This is a genomic window from Streptomyces sp. NPDC111507, assembly GCF_055638955.1.
Map to the genome: position 1 here is coordinate 246,451 of NZ_JBVKBU010000002.1, position 17,456 is coordinate 263,906.

General features: G+C 70.7%; 15 protein-coding genes. 3 read left to right on the top strand and 12 right to left on the bottom strand.

Going from position 1 to position 17,456, the window contains the following annotated elements; genetic code table 11:
- Window positions 1-111: 111 nt before the first annotated feature.
- The 4 genes from ACZ7M2_RS08620 to ACZ7M2_RS08635 all read right to left on the bottom strand — a co-directional run bounded on the left by ACZ7M2_RS08620 (window position 112) and on the right by ACZ7M2_RS08635 (window position 3,986).
- On the bottom strand, window positions 112-867 hold the full coding sequence (locus ACZ7M2_RS08620; protein WP_060900241.1) for an AIM24 family protein: 756 nt from the start codon (window positions 865-867) through the stop codon (window positions 112-114).
- 16 nt (window positions 868-883) lie between these two features.
- Complete coding sequence (locus ACZ7M2_RS08625; RefSeq protein WP_266431663.1) at window positions 884-1,564, bottom strand: AIM24 family protein; 681 nt, start codon at window positions 1,562-1,564, stop codon at window positions 884-886.
- 11 nt (window positions 1,565-1,575) lie between these two features.
- Window positions 1,576-3,252 carry a TerD family protein gene (locus ACZ7M2_RS08630; RefSeq protein WP_471594671.1) on the bottom strand — a complete coding sequence of 559 codons (1,677 nt, stop codon included), beginning with the start codon at window positions 3,250-3,252 and terminating at the stop codon, window positions 1,576-1,578.
- 137 nt (window positions 3,253-3,389) lie between these two features.
- Window positions 3,390-3,986 carry a M48 metallopeptidase family protein gene (locus ACZ7M2_RS08635; RefSeq protein ID WP_352045935.1) on the bottom strand — a complete coding sequence of 199 codons (597 nt, stop codon included), beginning with the start codon at window positions 3,984-3,986 and terminating at the stop codon, window positions 3,390-3,392.
- 217 nt (window positions 3,987-4,203) lie between these two features.
- Between ACZ7M2_RS08635 and ACZ7M2_RS08640 the strand changes: the two genes are divergently transcribed.
- The gene (locus tag ACZ7M2_RS08640) at window positions 4,204-5,385 is read left to right on the top strand and encodes a TOMM precursor leader peptide-binding protein (RefSeq protein ID WP_471594672.1); all 1,182 of its coding nucleotides are present in this window, start codon (window positions 4,204-4,206) and stop codon (window positions 5,383-5,385) included.
- On the top strand, window positions 5,378-6,754 hold the full coding sequence (locus ACZ7M2_RS08645; RefSeq protein ID WP_471594673.1) for an ABC1 kinase family protein: 1,377 nt from the start codon (window positions 5,378-5,380) through the stop codon (window positions 6,752-6,754). Before ACZ7M2_RS08640 ends, ACZ7M2_RS08645 begins: the two co-directional genes overlap by 8 nt.
- 30 nt (window positions 6,755-6,784) lie before the next feature.
- Here ACZ7M2_RS08645 and ACZ7M2_RS08650 read toward each other — a convergent pair whose 3' ends face one another.
- The 5 genes from ACZ7M2_RS08650 to ACZ7M2_RS08670 form a co-directional block, all read right to left on the bottom strand.
- Entirely contained in the window at window positions 6,785-7,009 is a 225-nt protein-coding gene (locus ACZ7M2_RS08650; protein ID WP_129592095.1) for a hypothetical protein, read from the bottom strand.
- Between the two features lie 118 nt (window positions 7,010-7,127).
- A complete protein-coding gene (locus tag ACZ7M2_RS08655) occupies window positions 7,128-7,451 on the bottom strand; it encodes a hypothetical protein (protein ID WP_471594674.1) in 324 nt (107 codons plus the stop codon).
- Window positions 7,448-7,816 (bottom strand): WhiB family transcriptional regulator, encoded by a 369-nt coding sequence (locus tag ACZ7M2_RS08660; RefSeq protein WP_054228178.1) that lies wholly within the window; start codon window positions 7,814-7,816, stop codon window positions 7,448-7,450. The genes ACZ7M2_RS08655 and ACZ7M2_RS08660 overlap by 4 nt, the downstream gene beginning before the upstream one ends.
- 175 nt (window positions 7,817-7,991) lie before the next feature.
- Complete coding sequence (locus tag ACZ7M2_RS08665; RefSeq protein ID WP_471594675.1) at window positions 7,992-8,315, bottom strand: hypothetical protein; 324 nt, start codon at window positions 8,313-8,315, stop codon at window positions 7,992-7,994.
- Between the two features lie 164 nt (window positions 8,316-8,479).
- Entirely contained in the window at window positions 8,480-10,675 is a 2,196-nt protein-coding gene (locus ACZ7M2_RS08670) for an ATP-dependent DNA helicase UvrD2 (protein WP_471594676.1), read from the bottom strand.
- A gap of 226 nt (window positions 10,676-10,901) precedes the next feature.
- On the opposite strand from ACZ7M2_RS08670, the gene ACZ7M2_RS08675 reads away from it, so the two are divergent.
- A complete protein-coding gene (locus ACZ7M2_RS08675; RefSeq protein ID WP_054228181.1) occupies window positions 10,902-11,144 on the top strand; it encodes a mycoredoxin in 243 nt (80 codons plus the stop codon).
- 128 nt (window positions 11,145-11,272) lie between these two features.
- On the opposite strand, the gene nudC is transcribed toward ACZ7M2_RS08675, so the two are convergent.
- The 3 genes from nudC to ACZ7M2_RS08690 all read right to left on the bottom strand — a co-directional run bounded on the left by nudC (window position 11,273) and on the right by ACZ7M2_RS08690 (window position 17,362).
- Entirely contained in the window at window positions 11,273-12,223 is a 951-nt protein-coding gene (gene nudC, locus ACZ7M2_RS08680; protein ID WP_471594677.1) for an NAD(+) diphosphatase, read from the bottom strand.
- Window positions 12,224-12,348: 125 nt separating this feature from the next.
- Complete coding sequence (locus ACZ7M2_RS08685) at window positions 12,349-13,761, bottom strand: dipeptidase (RefSeq protein WP_471594678.1); 1,413 nt, start codon at window positions 13,759-13,761, stop codon at window positions 12,349-12,351.
- A gap of 10 nt (window positions 13,762-13,771) precedes the next feature.
- Window positions 13,772-17,362, bottom strand: coding sequence for a UvrD-helicase domain-containing protein (locus tag ACZ7M2_RS08690; protein ID WP_471594679.1), 3,591 nt, complete (start codon window positions 17,360-17,362; stop codon window positions 13,772-13,774).
- Window positions 17,363-17,456 lie beyond the last annotated feature (94 nt).

Below are 17,456 nucleotides of genomic sequence, written 5' to 3' on the forward strand. Positions count from 1 at the left end.
ATCGCCAAGGCGATCGCCCCTTACGTTGGTTTCCCGGACCGTCACCCGGTCAACTGACCGCCGGTCGATCAACCGACCTCGGGTACGGCCGATCAACCGACCATCGGCCGGTCAGCTCCAGACGTTGCCCTGGTTCTGCGCCCGGGCGCCCTGCTGCCCCATGCCGTACTGGGCGCGCAGCCCCTGGCCGATCACCGCGTTCTGCGGCGGCAGCAGTTCGCTGGGCTGGACGAGCGCGAAGCCCTGGCCCAGGAAGCTGAGCTCCCAGCCCTCACCGGTGTTGCCCCGCCGCCGCCACACCCCGGAGGAGTGCGTCTGGGCCTGCATCTGGACACGCAGGCCGGTGGACCAGGCGACGATCGCGTCGGCGTCACAGTTGACGTACTTGTCCGGCGTGACCTGCATCATCAGCGGCATGCCCGAGGTCATCAGGGCGACCTTGCCACGGCCGGTGATGTTGAGCTGGTACTTGCCGGAGCCGGAGATGCCGTACTGGCTGTCCACGGCGATGACCTCGTGGTGCAGCGAGGAGTCCATCGCCAGGACGTAGCTGCTGTCGACGGTCAGACCGTCCTGCTCCACGTCGACCACGTGCACGTGCTGGGCGAGATTGGCCAGATAGACCGTCCCCTGCCCGTGGCACCGCATCAGGTCGAGGCCCTCACCGGTGTACGCACGCGCGCGGTGCTGGCTGTTGTTCTGGTACTCGGCGTCGAACTCCACAAGCCCCTGGTACGCGACCATGGTGCCCTTGCGAGCCAGGATGTCGTCGTGCCCCTCCATGACGACTCGCAGCATCTGCGAGTTCTGGAGGCTGTAGCGCTCCTGGGTCTGCTGCTCGTTGTAGCCGAAAAGCGGGCTCTGCATGATGTGGTGCTCCCCCTCAGCCCCGGATCCGGAGGCGGTCGGTGCTGTCCTCGCTGGGCTGGACGACGACGATGCCCTGCCCGGAGAACGCCATCTGGTACGCCTCGCCGCTGCCGCGTCCGATCAGCGACTGCGCCTTGAAGCTGCGCTTGCCCTTCACCTTGAGGTTCGGGGACCAGGCGACGAGCGCGTCCGGGTCGACGTACGTCTCGTCCTCACCGCCGCCGCAGTCGACCACGATCGGCGTGCCGCGCGAGGTCAGCGCGACCCAGCCCTGACCGGAGATCTTGGTGTTCCACAGGCCCTGTCCGGCGAACTTGGCGAGCCCCTTCACCCGCTCGACACCCCAGGTGAGGTGCGCGTCGAAGGCGAGCAGATTGGTGGCGTTGACGGAGATCGCGTCCCCGTTGAGGTTGATCACGACGACGTTCGCCCCGTAGTCGGCCAGGTAGAGCAGGCCGTCGCCGGTGCACTTCATGAGGGGCGCGCCCTCACCGGTCATCCAGTCCCGCGCGATCTGGCGTACCGCGGGCGGGTTGGGCTCGTACTGGACGAACCCTTCGTAGGCGACCATCGAGCCCACGCGCGCGAAGAGGTCGCTTCCGGTCTGCATGGCGACCTTCAGCATGTGGTTGCCGTGGTTTTCCATACGGGCGGTGACGGGTGCCGGGGCGAAGCCCGCGAGTGGCTGGTTCATGACGGACTCCCTCAGACCTCGTACGGCTGGACGACGATGAAATTGCCGGGCGCGCCGCGGAACTGGAGGTTCACGCTCTCCCCGGTGTCGCCGGGGTAGGCGTTGCGGCGCATCCGCACCTGGCTGGAGACGATCACCTGGGAGGCCGCGGACCAGGCGACGACGGCGTTGCAGTCGGCGAAGGTCGTCGGCGTCACGGGCAGCACGACGGGAGCGCCGTGCGTCTTCACGACGATCGTTCCGGTCCCCTGGAACTGCATGGTGAACAGCGCGCCTCCGGGGATGCCATGCCCCTCGATACGCCGGACCTCGTACTGGAGGGACTCGTCGAAGGCGAGCACGCTCTCCGCGGAGACGCAGATCGCGTCGCCCTGGAGTTCGATGGGATGCACGTGGGTGGCGTTCTCGGCGAGGAACACCTGCCCCTGGCCGGTACAGCGCATGAGCTGCATCTCCTGGCCGGTCGCGTTGCCCACGATCCGCCCGGCGAAGCCGGCGCCCTTGTAGCTGAAGTCGACCTTGCCCTGGTAGAGCACCATGCTGCCCTGGCGGGCCAGCACGGGCTGGCCGCCGATACCGAGGTCGACGCGGATGAGCTTCTTGTTCTGCTGGGTCCACCGCTGACCGGTGGGCGTCTCCTTGTAGGCCCCCAGCGCGGCGGCCACACCGGCACCGCCCTGCGGGGCGCCCTGGGGAACGCCGTACGGGGACGGCACGCCGGGCTGGCCCGGCGCCTGGCCCGGAACCTGGCCGTACGGCGGCTGCTGGCCGTAGCCCGGAGGCGCCATCGGGGCCTGCTGCCCGTAGCCGGGGGGCGCGGGCGGTGCCTGCTGGCCGTAACCGGGCGGCATGGGAGCCGTCTGACCGGGAGGCTGCTGTCCGTAGCCCGGCGGCGGTCCGGGCGGGCCGGGCGGCTGGATGTACGGAGCGGGGCCCGGCGGCGGCACGGTGCCGCCCGGCGGGGTGTGCAGCGGAGCGATGATGGTCGGCGCGGCGTGCACCGAGGGCGCCGGGGCGGGCGACGGCGTGAACCCCTGCGCGGCGGGCGCCGGCGCGGGAGCCGGAGCCGGGGCACCGAACGCGGGGGGTGCGGTGGCCTGGGCGGGCGGAGCGAAGGACGGTGCGGCAGTGGCCTTCGGCTCCTGCGCGACGGGCTGCTCGTCGGCGACCTCACCACCGAAGTTCTTCAGCAGCGCGTCGAGGCCGCCGTCGAAGCCCTGCCCCACGGCGGCGAACCGCCAGACGTCCTTCAGGTAGAAGTCGCCCAGCATCACGGCACGCTCGGTGGAGAACTCCGCGCCACTGAAGGAGTACCGGGCCACCTCCTCGCCGCCCGCGACAACACGGAGGTATCCGGGGGCGATCTGCGACATCTGTCCGGCGCCGTCGATCGTCGCCGTGAACGACAGCTTCTGGATCTGCGCCGGGATCCGGTCGAGCGTGACGCGGAAGGACTCCGTGTCACCCGACTGGGCGCCGAGGAGCTGGATGGATTCTTCGGGGGTCTTCGGCTGGTTGAAGAAGACGAAGTACCGGTCGTCCGACAGCCTTTCGTCGGCGTCCAGACCGAAGCAGCTGATGTCGAAGGTCAGTCCGGGACCGGTGATCTGCACACCTACGTACAGATCCGTGCCCGCGGTGAGGTCACTGATCCTGGCCTTGTGGCCGCGTTGGAATTCCCTGGCCATGCGTAACGACCGTCCCCCATCCCGTGTGCGATTGCGTCGCGTCAGGCTAACGGGAAACTCTGGGAGTGAACGCCGCCGGTACAGACCCGGTACACAATCGCCCCCGGGCGGGGACGGTCCGCCGCCGCCAGCGCCCGCTACTCGTCGCTCGCCACGGGCAGATGCGGCAGCCGTTCGGCCGCGACCACCCCTTCGAGATAGCCGCGGGCACGCTCCGTACGCGGATACGCCTCCAGCAGCCGCCAGAAGCGGGGCCCGTGACCGGGCACCAGAAGGTGCGCGAGTTCGTGGACGAGGACGTAGTCGACGACATACTCGGGCATGCCCTGCAGGCGATGCGAAAGACGGATACTGCCCTCGGCCGGGGTGCAGGACCCCCAGCGCGTGTTCTGATTGGTGACCCAGCGGACCGAGGCGGGGCGGGCCCGGCCGTCGAAGTACTGCTCCGACAGCCGCGCGGCGCGCTCGGTCAGCTCGGCGTCGCCGAGCACCCGTTTGCTCTCCTGGGCGGCCAGCTTGTCGAGCATGACGGTGACCCAGCGCTGTTCCTCCGCCTCGGACATACGGGCGGGGATGAGCACGACGGTGCGATCGCCCTCGCGGTACGCGGAGACCGTTCTGCGCCGGCGCGCGCTCCTGCGAACCTCGATCGCGCTCGCCCCCGAGCCGCTTGGCGGCAGGCTCGTCGTGCTGCGCTGTGGCTTTCCGGCGCGGTGCAGTGGGTCGGCGGGCACGCCCCGACGTTACCCGCTGCACATGGGGGAAGTCCCGTCCCCTGGACGGTTCGATGCCGATCCGCACCCCGCGCGCTTGATTTATACGACGAACACCACCGCCTGTGGACAACTTTCGGCATGGTTCGGCGGGGCGGGGCATCCTGGCATTCGATCGGCGGGCCCGGGACGGACCCCGCCGACACACGGGGATGTTCTACAGGTACGGGGGTCGGTCATGCATCCGATGGTGAAGCCCGCGCTGCGGCGCGGCTGGCGGGATCTCAACACGGTGCAGTTCGGGATGGCGCCCGCGCACGCGATGGTGCTGGGCCCGGTGGACACGGCGACAGGCAGCTTTCTCGACCTGCTCAACGGAACACGCGGGCTGCCGCTCCTTCGCGACCTGGGTCGCGCGATGGGCCTGCCCGACGGTCATGTCGACGCACTTGTGGAGCGGCTGGCCCGCTCGGGTCTGCTGGACGACGCGACGGGCGGCGGCCGGGCCGCGGACGCCCTGCGCGAGAAGAAGGCGGTCCTGGACCGGCTCCGCCCCGACCTCGCGTCCCTGTCCCTCGTCGCCCGCGCGCCGGGCGACGCCCTGAAGCATCTGGCCGCCCGTCGCTCCCTGCGGGTGCAGGTGAGGGGCGCCGGCCGGGTCGGAGTCGTCCTGGCCTCCCTCCTGGCCGGCGCCGGTGTCGGCCAGGTCGAGGTGCGCGACATCGGCAGCGTCGAACCCTGGGACGTGGCACCAGGCGGACTGCCCTCGGCGTCCATCGGCGAGCGCCGGGAGGAAGCCGCCCGGCGCGCGGTGCGCCGAGCGGCACCCGATCGACCACCACGGCCCGCTGCCGAAGGCGAGGAGCTCGGTCTCTCCCTGGTGATCCTCGCGCCCCGGGACGGCCTGGCGGTGCACGCCCCCGATCCCGCCGTCGCCGAGCCCCTGATCACCTCCGGCACCCCCCATCTCTACGCGGGGGTCGTGGAGGGAACGGGTGTCGTCGGCCCCTTGGTGCTGCCCGGCGACACCGGCTGCGCGGGCTGCCTGGATCAGCAGCGCGTCGACCGGGACCCGACCTGGCCACGCCTGATCGCCCAGTGGCGCTCCGGCGCCTCGCACCAGATCCCGGCCTGCGACCTCGCGCTGGCGACCGGGGTCGCCGGACTCGCGGCGGGACACGCCCTCACCTTCCTCGACGGACGGCTGCCCTCCAGCGCCGGAGCACGCTGGGAGTCCTCCGTGCCGGGCTTCGACTGGCATGCGAAGCCGGTGTGGTCCCATCCCGCATGCCCGTGCGGCGCGGCGGAGAAAAGTAAGAAGGGGGAGCGCGCCGCCGAGGACGGGCAGCCGCACGAGACAATGGCGGGGCAACAGCCGCACGCGGCACGGCTGTCTGGGACTTGGAGGGCGCATGTCTGATCTTCCCCGGAAGGCAGTCACCCGAACTGCCAAACTCGCCGCACTACCGCTCGGCTTCGCCGGGCGAGCGACCTGGGGGCTGGGCAAGAGGATCGGCGGGAAGTCCGCGGAGATCGTCGGCCGCGAGCTGCAGCAGCGTACGGCGGAGCAGCTCTTCAAGGTCCTCGGCGAGTTGAAGGGGGGTGCCATGAAGTTCGGACAAGCCCTGTCCGTCTTCGAGTCGGCGCTGCCCGAGGAGGTCGCGGGACCCTATCGCGCGGCGCTGACGAAGCTCCAGGAGGCGGCGCCGCCGATGCCGACGCGCACGGTGCACTCCGTTCTGCGGGAGCGCCTCGGCGAGGACTGGTCCGAGCTGTTCCAGAAGTTCGAGGACAAGCCGTCCGCGGCGGCCTCGATCGGCCAGGTGCACCGGGCGGTGTGGCACGACGGACGCGAGGTCGCCGTCAAGGTGCAGTACCCGGGGGCAGGCGAGGCCCTGCTGTCCGATCTGACCCAGCTCAGCCGATTCGCCAGGCTCCTGGGTCCTCTGATCCCCGGCATGGACATCAAGCCGCTGATCGCGGAGCTGCGCGACCGGGTGTCCGAGGAACTCGACTACGCGCTGGAGGCAGAGGCCCAGGAGACGCATGCCACGGAGTTCGCGGGCGATCCGGACGTGCTCGTCCCGGCGGTGGTCCACCAGTGCGACCAGGTCCTGGTGACCGAGTGGATCGACGGGATACCGCTGTCGGAGGTGATCGCCGAGGGCACCCAGGAGCAGCGGGACCGTGCGGGCCAGTTGCTGGCCCGGTTCCTCTTCTCGGGTCCCGCCCGTACCGGACTGCTGCACGCCGATCCGCACCCGGGCAACTTCCGCCTCCTGCCGGACGAGAAGATCGGCTGGCGGCTGGGCGTCCTGGACTTCGGCACGGTCGACCGTCTTCCCGGCGGTCTGCCCTCGACGATCGGCTACTCCTTCCGGATGACTCTCGAGGGCGAGGCCGAAGCGGTCTACGAGCTGCTGCGTGAGGAGGGCTTCGTCAAGGAGTCCATAGAGCTCGAACCCGACGCGGTCCTGGACTATCTCCTGCCGATCATCGAACCGGCCCAGGTCGACGAGTTCACGTTCACCCGCGGCTGGATGCGCAGTCAGGCCGCCCGCATCGCCGACCCCCGCTCCCCCGCACACCAGTTGGGCAGGCTCCTCAACCTGCCACCGTCATACCTCCTGATACATCGTGTGACTTTGAGCACCATCGGAGTCCTGTGTCAGCTGGGCGCGACGGTGCGGCTGCGCGACGAACTGGAGGAGTGGCTGCCGGGGTTCGTACCGGGAGAGGACCCGACGGAAGAGCTGCTGGACGAGGAGGGATCCGCGGCCGGAGCATGACTCGGGCCGCCTTCGGCCCCCGGGCTCGGCCTACCACCAGGCCGAGTCCAGCCGTCCCTCGATCGCCCTGAGGTTGCTGCGGGCGCAGTTGTCGCAGAAGTAGTGGCGGGTGCCGTTCTCCATGGAGCAGGTCCACGTCAGCGGAGGGCCGTCGGCCGGGGTGCCGCAGCGGGCGCACACGATGTGCCGGGCCTCGGCCGTATCGGGCCGCGGCATGGAGCCGGTGCTGTCACTGTCCCCGGGAAGACTCGTCACTCGGCGACGATAACGCCGTGATCGGCGGTTCGCCCGGCACAACGCACCGCGGGGGCCGGTCCGTTCGGACCGACCCCCGCGAGGAACTGCTTACTGGTACTGCAGCGACTGCCTTCGGCTAGTGCATGACCGCCATGGCCAGCGCGCGCCGGGCGCGCATGGAGGCGCGCTCGGCCCGACGCTGCATCCGACGGGCGGAGGCCAGGCGCACGGCCAGGCGTTCCCGCTCGGCCTCGTGCAGTCGCTCGTGCATATGCGCACGAGCCAGGGCTTCTGGGATGAGTTGCATCTCGCGGGTCCTGTTCTGACGCGAGTCGTTCGCGCCGGTGGCGGTGAAGTCTGGGATGGCGGAGCCTGCGGGCTCGCTGGTGGACGGCTTCATCGGGGCCTGTTTCTTGGGGTCGTGCGTCAGGGGGCGATCGATCGTTCCTACGGTGTTCATGCCGCAACCGGGTTCTTGCGCGGGCGGCCACGCGGCCGCTTGCGGGCCACGACAACACCCTGGACGAAGAGCTCGCCGCCCCAGACACCCCAGGGCTCGCGCCGCTCCTTGGCGCCGGCGAGGCAAGCCTCGATCAGCGGGCAGGTGCGGCAGAGGGACTTGGCGTACTCGACGTCGGCCGGCGACTCGGCGAAGAAGACCTCCGGGTCGTAGGAGCGGCAGGGGACGGGTACGCCGAGGTTCTCGATGGCGTCGTCGAGCGCGGTGAGCGCAGTGAGCGGGATCAAGGTGGAGTCCTCCGTGAGGCCGGGCGGGGGGATCGTTTCGGAAGGCGGTACGGACGGGGCGTGCGCTTCGAGTTGCACGGTTGGTCTTCCTCGTCTGGTCGTGCCGGCCGGGTTGGCCGGTTGGCGGCTGGTACCGGGTTCTTTTCTTGTCCCGAGGCCCCTTCGCTCTGCCGTCCCCGGTCGGGGACAAACAGAAGGGCCGCGGATCCCGGGTGGGGTTCCGCGGCCCTGAAGGCGCCGGCCTGATCGAAGATCAGGCTGGATCACTCCAGGGTTCAGGCCCACGGAAGGCCCACATCGTGTGGTGCTGCTTCGTCTGCTTCAGGGATCCGGCACCGGCTGCCGCAAAGGCATAGGCCTGGGCCTCTGCCACTACTGCCGCTTCCAGTGCCTTCATCGGTCGCTCATTGCGCTCACGGATGGGAAGAACCGCGAGAGACAGAGGGGAGGCCGGCCGGACGGCAGCGATGCCGGACAGACCGGTACCCGGGTTCGAGACGCCGAGCAGGCACGTGGAGACGACCGAGCGATCGGTCATTTTGGCGGTGCTGATGGAGCTGATGTTGATGCTGATCACTGGAATCGCCTCCTCTCGGCGTCTTGGGGGACTGGGGTGAGCCAGTCCGACGGCTATTAAGTACAGCACGGAACCAGGGCCTCGGAGAAGGCCGCTGCTGCCGTGGTTAAGAACCTATGGGGATTGCTGGGGCATGCGCAAACTATTTTTTCGACGAGTTTGCATCAGTCGCCCTCGCCGCCCTCCGGGGGCTCTTGACCAGCGCAGATGGCCAGAACATCGGCCCCGAACCGGTTGAACTTGCGCACGCCGACCCCGGGGATCCGCGTCAACTCGCCCTCGTCGTCCGGCGCGGCCTCGGCGATCGCCATAAGTGTCTTGTCGGTGAAGACGCAGAACGCGGGCTGCCCACTGCGCTGCGCCTGTACCGCCCGCCACTCCCGCAGCCGCTCGTAGAGGCCTTCGTCCATGTCGGAGGGGCAGTCCTCACAACGCATCAGCTTCATCTCGCCGGCGTCGGTCAGCGTGCGCCCGCAGACCCGGCAGCGGGCCGGGGTCCGGCTCGTCCGCCGTACGACCGTGCCTCCGCTGCTTCCGATGCCGCGCTCGATGCCTCCTGGACCGCCGCCGGCGCTGCGGCCCGCGGTGGCGACGGAGCCGGGGCGCAGCCCGTCGAGGAAGCGGCTGGGCCGACGGTTGGGTCTGCCGCCGGGTGAGCGGGACAGGGCCCAGGAGACGAGGAGGTGTTCTCTGGCGCGGGTGACTCCGACGTAGAGGAGTCGGCGTTCTTCCTCGATCTGCTCGTCGGTCTTTGCGTAGGTGATCGGCATCATGCCCTCCGCGACGCCGACCAGGAAGACGACGTCCCACTCCAGTCCCTTGGCGGAGTGCAGGGAGGCGAGGGTGACGCCCTGGACGGTCGGGGCGTGCTGGGCGCTCGCGCGCTCGTCGAGCTCGGCTACGAGGTCACCGAGGGTGGCGCCCTGTTTGGCGGCGGCGAAGTCCTGGGCGAGATGGACGAGGGCGGCCAGTGACTCCCAGCGCTCTCTGACGGCGCCGGATCCGGCCGGGGGTTGGCTGGTCCAGCCCTCCCCGGAGAGCACCGCGCGGACCTGGGAGGGCAGGTCGACAGCATCGTCGAGGAGGGAGTCGTTGGCGCCGAAGCGGGCGGCCGCGCGCAGGGCGGCGCCTGCTTTGCGCACCTCAGGGCGGTCGAAGAACCGCTCGGCGCCGCGCAGCTGGTAGGGCACTCCGGCGTCGGCGAGGGCCTGTTCGTAGATCTCGGACTGGGAGTTCGTGCGGAAGAGGATGGCGATCTCGCCCGCGGGGATGCCGGAGGCGATGAGGTCGCGGATGCGGCGGGCGGCGCCCTCGGCCTCGGCGGGTTCGTCTGTGTATTCGGCGTAGACGGGCTCGGGGCCCGGGGCACGCTGGGAGATCAGTTCCAGGCGGTGGTCGGCGGCCCGGCCGCGGGCCTGGGAGAGCAGGCCGTTGGCGAGGTGCACCACTTGGGGTGAGGAGCGGTAGTCGCGGACGAGCTTGACGACGGTGGCTCCGGGGTGGCGGGTGCGGAAGTCGAGCAGGTGGTCGGGAGTTGCACCGGTGAACGAATAGATCGTCTGGCTGGCGTCGCCGACGACGCAGAGGCTGTCGCGCTCACCGAGCCACAGTTCCAGGAGTCGCTGCTGGAGGGGGCTGACGTCCTGGTACTCGTCGACCACGAAGTGCTGGTACTGGGAGCGGACCTGCTCGGCGATGTCGTGACGGTCCTGGAGGATCGCGACGGTCAGCAGCAGGACGTCCTCGAAGTCGATGACGGCGCGGTCGCGCTTGAGGTCCTCGTACGTGGCGTAGAGCTGGGCGATCTCGGCCGGATCGCGGGGCGAGAGACGGCCGGTCTTGGCCGCGGCGGCCGCGTAGTCGGCCGGTACGGTCTGGGTGACCTTGGACCATTCGATCTCGGCTGTGACATCGCGCAGCTCGCCCCGGTCGAGGCGGATGCGGCAGGCGGCTGCCGCGTCGGCGACGAGCTGGATCTTGCGGTCGATGAGCCGGGGCAGGCCGCCACCGACCGCTTTCGGCCAGAAGTACTGGAGTTGGCGCAGCGCTGCGGAGTGGAACGTACGGGCCTGGACACCACCGGCGCCCAGCTGGCGGAGCCGGCCGCGCATCTCGCCCGCGGCCCTGTTGGTGAAGGTGACGGCGAGCACACTGGAGGGCTGGAGGATCCCGGCACGCACCCCGTAGGCGATGCGGTGGGTGATCGCTCGTGTCTTGCCCGTGCCGGCGCCTGCCAGCACGCACACCGGACCGTGCAGGGCGGTGGCGACCTCGCGCTGCTCTGGGTCGAGCCCGTCGAGCACCGCGTCGGCCGTGTCCGGTGCCTGCGGGAAGAGGGTGGAGTGCGTTGCTGCTGTCACCCCGCCATGCTGCCAGGTCGGCGGGGACGCATGAGCCGGTTGTCCACAGGGAGGCCCTCGCAGTCGTACTAATGCGGCAGGCGCCGGGCGTGCTCTTGCTCACCCGTCTGCCGCGAGGTGCACCGGTGTACCGGGCCGGGGTACCCGGGCACGGGAATGGTGGCCCGCTCGCGTACGTTCCACCTCTGCGACAACGCACCCCCAGCAGCAAAGGAGCGCGAGACACATGCCGGGCACTGTGACGATGTACAGCACCACGTGGTGCGGCTACTGCACGCGACTGAAGGGCCAGATGGACCGCGCGGGCATCGCGTACAACGAGATCAACATCGAGCAGGACCCGGAGTCCGCGGCCTTCGTGGAGAAGGCGAATGGCGGAAACCAGACGGTTCCGACCGTGCTGTTCGCGGACGGCTCGACGCTCACCAACCCTTCGCTGGCGCAGGTCAAGCAGAAGATCGGCGCGTAAGCGGTTCACCATCGGTGCGCCCCCGGGGGTTGCCGAGGGCAAAACAGGGGCGGTCCTTGAATCTGACTCAAGGACCGCCCCTGTTGTGTGACTTGCGCCACCCGCGCGAGCGGTGTCGTGTGTGCCCGTCAGGCGGCAACCGCTCCTGGGCGCGGCAGGGGCTTGCCGTACCAGAGTTCGATCAGGCGGGCGGCGATGGAGATGCCGAACGGAGGCAGTACCTCGCCGGACTCGAAGGCGGTACGCAGGTCCTCTCGGGAGAACCAGCGGGCCTCGTGGATCTCCTCGCCGTCGACGTTGATCTCGGACGAGGTGGCGCGGGCCATGAAGCCGAGCATGAGGCTGGAGGGGAACGGCCAGGGCTGGCTGGCGACGTAGTCGACCTCGCCGACTGTGACGCCCGCCTCCTCGAAGACCTCGCGGCGCACGGACTGCTCGATGGACTCGCCGGGTTCGACGAAGCCGGCGAGCGTGGAGAAGCGGCCCTCGGGCCAGTGCACCTGACGGCCGAGCAGGATGCGGTCCTCTTCGTCCGTGACCGCCATGATCACGGCCGGGTCGGTGCGCGGGTAGTGCTCGGCCCCGCAGGCGGGGCAGCGGCGAATGTGTCCGGCCGCCGCGATCACGGTGCGCTCGCCGCAGCGTGAGCAGAAGCGGTGCAGCCGCTGCCAGTTCTCCAGGGCGACGGCGTGCACCATCAGACCCGCGTCGCGGGGTGAGAGCAGGAGTCCCGCCTCGCGCAGGCCCGCCGGGCGGGCGGACTGGTCGATGCGGCCGGGCAGTGCGTCCTTCTGGAGTGCGAAATAGCTCACACCGTCGTCGTCCGTGCCGAGGAAGTAGCGGTGCGCCTCGGTGAGCGGGGCCTCGAAGGAGGGGGTCATGACGACTTCGGTGGTGCCGTCCGCCGTCTCGTCGATGAGCACCTGACCGCCGGAGACCACGAAGACGCGGGTGGTGGGGTGGCTCCAGGCCGCCGCGAGCCAGGCCTCGTCGAGCCGGTGGTGGGCGGCCCTGTCGATGCCGCTCGGGGCGGTGAGCGAGATGGGACGGTCGGCGGTTCGGTCGGTCCAGGTGGTCACGGGTGCTTCCAACTCCCCCGGTGGAACGGTTATTTCGGCGGGCGGTTCAGCAGGGCGGGTGCGAAGGGCGCTGTTCGGGGTCGGGGTGGGGACGGACTTTTCAGGAAGGGTGGAGACGGGCTCTTTCAGTGTGCCTCGCGCCAGTTCTCGGCCAGGTCGCCCCACAGGTAGGCGCTGGTTTCGACGCCCTTCATGAGGAGGTCGAGTTCGACCTTCTCGTTGGGGGCGTGCCAGCCGTCGGAGGGGACGGAGATACCCAGGAAGAGCACGGGGGCGCCGAGGACTTCCTGGAGGTCGGCCGCGGGTCCCGAGCCACCCTCGCGGGTGAAACGGATCGGCTGTTCGAAGGCGCGGCCCATGGCGCGCACGACGGACTGCAGGGCGGGGTGGTCCAGCGGTGTGAGGCAGGGGCGGGTGGCGGCGCCGAACGTGATCTCGTGCCGGATGCCGGCGGGCAGCCGGTCGGCGGCCCAGGCGCGGACCGCCTTCTCGATGTGGTCCGGGTCCTGGCCCGCCACCAGCCGGAACGAGAGTTTCACGGTCGCCGAGGACGGGATGATCGTCTTGCTGCCGGGACCTTGGTAACCGCCGCCGATGCCGTTGACCTCGGCGGTGGGACGGACCCAGATGCGCTCCAGAGTGGTGTGTCCGGCCTCTCCGTAGGTGGCCGTCGACTTGGCTGTGCTCAGCCAGCGTTCCTCGTCGAAGGGCAGTTCGGCGAAGAGCTCACGCTCGCGTTCGGTGAGTTCGGTGATGCCTTCGTAGAAGCCGGGGACGGCTACGCGCGCGTGCTCGTCGTGCAGGGCGGCGACAAGGCGGGCGGCGGCGGTGGCCGGGTTGGGCACGGCACCGCCGAAGGAGCCGGAGTGGATGTCCTGCCGCGGCCCGTACAGCTGGATCTCGCACTCGGCGAGGCCACGCATGCCGGTGCACACGGTGGGGGTGTCCCCGGACCACATACCGGTGTCGGAGACGATCACCGCGTCAGCGGTGAGCTGGTCGGCGTGGCTTTCGACAAGGTCGCGGAAGTGCGGGGAGCCGGACTCCTCCTCACCCTCGATCAGGAGCTTGAGGTTCACGGCCGGTGCGCCGCGCCCGGTGGCGGCGAGGTGGGCGCGGACGCCGAGTGTGTGGAAGAACACTTGGCCCTTGTCGTCGGCGGCACCGCGCGCGTGGAGGCGGTTTCCGCGGATCACCGGTTCGAAGGGGTCCGTGTCCCAGCCGTCCTCGCGGGCCGCGGGCTGCACGTCGTGGTGTCCGTAGACGAGAACCGTGGGAGCCCCGGGGTCCTCGGCGGGCCATTCGGCGAAGACGGCGGGGGCGCCCTCGGTCGCCCAGACCTCGGTGGTCGGGAAGCCGGTCTCCTGCAACTTGGCGGCGAGCCAGTCGGCGCTGCGTGCCACGTCCGCGGCGTGGTCGGGCTGGGCCGACACCGAAGGGATGCGCAGCCACTCCGCGAGGTCGTCGAGGAAGGCCGTGCGGTGGTTCTGGATGTACGTGCGGACGGTGCTGACGGCGTTGTCAACGGGCTTGCTCATGCTCACGAGCCTATCCGCCCACGGAGGCGTGTTCGTCCGGCGGATCCCCGGCCGACGCTTCCTGTGGGTCCGCCGGGTCCTGTGTGAGCAGTCGTTCCAGTGCCGCGCGGTCCGGGAGCTCGTCCGGGTGGACCACCTCACCGCTGCGGACGTACAGGAACGCGGCCTTGACGGACTCCAGGGGCACGCCTTGCTGTTCGGCCCAGGCGAGGCGGTACAGGGCGAGCTGGAGGGGGTCGGCGGTGCCGGTGCGGCTTGTTTTCCAGTCGACGATCTCGTACGTCGTGCCGGCGTCACCCTCCGCCTGGTAGACGGCGTCCATCCGGCCCCGTACGACGCGTCCCGCGATGGCGAGCTGGAACGGTGCCTCGACGCGGTGGGGGGTGCGGTACGCGTAGGGAGTGCGTTCGAAGGCGTCCTTGAGCTCCTCCAGATCGCGTTCGTCGGCGATCTCGGCGTCGCTGCCGGGGAGGTCCTCCGGTTCCAGCATCGGCAGCCGCAGCTCTTCGAAGCGGGACTCCAGCCAGGCGTGGAAGCGCGTTCCGCGGCGCGCGGCGGGCTGCGGGGGGCGTGGCATGGGGCGCGCGAGCTCCTGCGCGAAGCCGTCCGGGTCGGCGGCCAGGCGCATGAGCTGCGTCACGGTGAGCGAGGCCGGCAGGGGGACGTCGGTGACGCTCGCGCGGGCGCGCAGGAGCTCTCCGGTCAGGGCGTCGAGGTCGCGGTCCCAGGAGGCGAGGGTGCGGGCCTCCTCCGGGGTGAGGTGCGCGGGTTCCTCCGGATGCGGTTCCTCAGGGTGCGAATTCGCAGGGTGCGGGCGAGTCCCCGGAGCCGATGCCTGGTGCGGGACCGTCGGGCGGTCCTGCGCGGGTCGCGTCGGCCGGTCCTCTGGGCGGTCGGTCGACCAGGAGTCCCAGTCGGACTCGTCCCCGTCGGGGAAGCCGTCGTCGGGGAGGTCGTCGTCCCCGTAGTGCACGTCGTCGTACGCGGGGTCGTCGTCCTCGGGCGGGAGTGGCCAGTCCGGATCGTCGTACGAGGTGGGGTCGTGGTCGGCCCTGTGCCGGGCTCCCTCCGCCCCGGGGTGGGGCTCTTCGTGGGACGCCACGCGCTCCAGGTGGGCGAGTACGGTCTCGGCGGCGGCGCGACGCCGGGCCAGTGCCGCGTCGTCGAGCGGGAGCGGCCACGCGTGGTCGGCGGACGCCTCGCGCAGGGCGGGGTTCTCCTCGTCCTCGGCGGGCTCCTCGGCCCAGACCTCGATCTCGCCGTGTCCGGCGGCGCAGTGCTCGTAGAGGGCGTCGAGGAAGTCCGAGGGGCCGCGCGGCTTCTTCTGGGAGGGGCCCCACCAGTGGCCGGAACCGAGCAGGAGTGAGCGGGGGCGGGTGAAGGTGACGTAGCCGAGGCGGAGCTCTTCGGTGTGCTGGTGGTCTTTCATGGCCTCGTGGAAGGCCTTGACGCCCTTGGCGTCCCAGGTGGCGATCTCGGGGAGCGTGTCGGCGTCGCCGCGCAGCTCGTGCGGCAGGACCTTGCCCTGGGCGGTCCACTTCTCACGGCCCTGGCCGCTGGGAAAGGTGCCGGTGACGAGTCCGGGGACCGCGACGACGTCCCACTCCAGGCCCTTGGACTTGTGCGCGGTGAGCACCTTGACGGTGTTCTCGCCGCCGGGCAGGGCGTTGTCGAGGCCCTTCTCGTACTGGGCGGCGGTGCGCAGGAAGCCGAGGAAGGCCAGCAGCGTGGCCTCGCCGTCGCCTGCGGCGAAGGACGCGGCGACGTCGAGGAAGTTCGACAGGGTCTCTCGGCGGCGGGCCGCCAGCGCGTGCGGGGAGGCGGACAGCTCGACCTCTAGGCCGGTGACGGCGAGCACCCGGTGCAGGACGTCCATCAGCGGGTCGGCGAGCGAGCGGCGCAGGTCGCGCAGCTCGGCGGCGAGCCGCGCGAACCGCACCCGCGCGTCCGGCGAGAAGGGCAGCCCGTCGTCGTCCCCTTCGGCTTCGATGGGCATCTCCAGGAACGTGTCGAGGGCGTCGGCGAGCGATATCACCTCGGCCGGGTCGACCCCCTCCACGGCCGCGGCGAGCCGGCGGTCCGGGTCCTCGTCGGCGCCCACGCGCGCGTGGGACACGAGCAGGCGGGCGCGCCGCCCCAGGAGGGCGAGGTCGCGCGGGCCGATCCGCCAGCGGGGGCCGGTGAGCAGGCGGACCAGGGAGGCGTTCGCCCCGGGGTCCTGGAGGACTTCGCAGACGGCGACGAGGTCGGCGACCTCGGGCAGATGCAGCAGCCCGGAGAGGCCCACCACCTCGACCGGGATGTCCCGGGCGACCAGCGCGCCCTGGATCTCGGCGAAGTCGCCCGCCGTACGGCACAGCACGGCGATCTCGCCGGGCGCCTTTCCGGTGCGTACCAGGTGGGCGATGGAATCGGCGAGCCAGTCGATCTCCTCGGCGTGGGTGCGCAGCAGCGCGCAGCGGACCTGGCCGTCGTGCTCGGCTCCGGGGGCCGGGCGGAGGGCCTCCACGCCCTCGTGCATGGCGCGCAGGGGCTCCGCGAGGCCGTTGGCGAGGTCGAGGAGGCGACCGCCGCTGCGGCGGTTCTCGCTGAGCGCCTGGCGGGCCGCGGGGCGGCCGTCGGCGTGTGCGAAGTGTTCGGGGAAGTCGTCGAGGTTGGCGACGGAGGCGCCGCGCCAGCCGTAGATGGCCTGGCAGGGGTCGCCGACCGCGGTCACGGGGTGGCCGGTGCCGCCGCCGAAGAGTCCGGCGAGCAGGATGCGCTGGGCCACCGAGGTGTCCTGGTACTCGTCCAGCAGCACCACCCGGAACTCGTCGCGGAGGATCTCACCGACCTCGGGGCGGGTGCGGGCCAGAGTGGCCGAGAGGGCGATCTGGTCGCCGAAGTCGAGGAGGTCGCGCTCGCGTTTGGCCGATCGGTAGCGGCCCACGAGCTCGGCCAGTTCACGCCGGGCCGCGGCCGCCTCGGGGACCTTGCGCAGGTCGGCGTTGGTGAGTTTGGCGCCCTCCAGGGAGCGCAGCAGCTCGGCGTCGTAGGCGCGCAGGTCCTCGGGCCGTACGAGGTGTTCGGCGAGCTCGGAGTCGAGTGTGAGGAGGTCGCCGACAAGGTCCGGGAAGGAGCGGGTCAGCGCCGGGTACGGTCCCGGGGACTCGCGCAGTACGCGGGCGGCGAGCTGATAGCGGGTGGCGTCGGCGAGCAGGCGGGAGGTCGGTTCGAGTCCGATGCGCAGGCCGTGGTCGGTCAGCAGGCGGCCCGCGAAGGCGTGGTAGGTGGAGATCACCGGCTCGCCCGGCGGGTTGTCGGGGTCGATCACGTCCGGGTCGGTGACTCCGGCCTTGATCAACGCCTTGCGGACGCGCTCGGCGAGCTCGCCCGCCGCCTTGTTGGTGAACGTGAGACCGAGGACCTGCTCGGGGGCGACCTGTCCGGTGCCGACGAGCCACACCACGCGTGCCGCCATCACCGTGGTCTTGCCCGATCCGGCTCCGGCCACGATCACCTGCGGGGCGGGCGGTGCGGTGATGCAGACCGTCTGCTCCGGGGTGAACGGGATGCCGAGGAGCTCCTTGAGCTGCTCGGGGTCGGTGATACGAGCGGGCATGTCGGAGAGGCTAGCGGCGCCCACTGACAGCGGAGGCCACATCGGCCACCGGGACGGAAGAAGTGCTGGTCAACACGTGTGGTGCCGTACGTCA

Coding starts and splice junctions, on each gene's coding strand:
- ACZ7M2_RS08620 (WP_060900241.1), bottom strand. CDS start 867: ATGCAGAGCCCGCTTTTCGGCTACAACGAGCAGCAGACCCAGGAGCGC.
- ACZ7M2_RS08640 (WP_471594672.1), top strand. CDS start 4,204: ATGCATCCGATGGTGAAGCCCGCGCTGCGGCGCGGCTGGCGGGATCTC.
- ACZ7M2_RS08685 (WP_471594678.1), bottom strand. CDS start 13,761: ATGAGCAAGCCCGTTGACAACGCCGTCAGCACCGTCCGCACGTACATC.
- ACZ7M2_RS08655 (WP_471594674.1), bottom strand. CDS start 7,451: ATGAACACCGTAGGAACGATCGATCGCCCCCTGACGCACGACCCCAAG.
- ACZ7M2_RS08630 (WP_471594671.1), bottom strand. CDS start 3,252: ATGGCCAGGGAATTCCAACGCGGCCACAAGGCCAGGATCAGTGACCTC.
- ACZ7M2_RS08645 (WP_471594673.1), top strand. CDS start 5,378: ATGTCTGATCTTCCCCGGAAGGCAGTCACCCGAACTGCCAAACTCGCC.
- ACZ7M2_RS08690 (WP_471594679.1), bottom strand. CDS start 17,362: ATGCCCGCTCGTATCACCGACCCCGAGCAGCTCAAGGAGCTCCTCGGC.
- ACZ7M2_RS08675 (WP_054228181.1), top strand. CDS start 10,902: ATGCCGGGCACTGTGACGATGTACAGCACCACGTGGTGCGGCTACTGC.
- ACZ7M2_RS08625 (WP_266431663.1), bottom strand. CDS start 1,564: ATGAACCAGCCACTCGCGGGCTTCGCCCCGGCACCCGTCACCGCCCGT.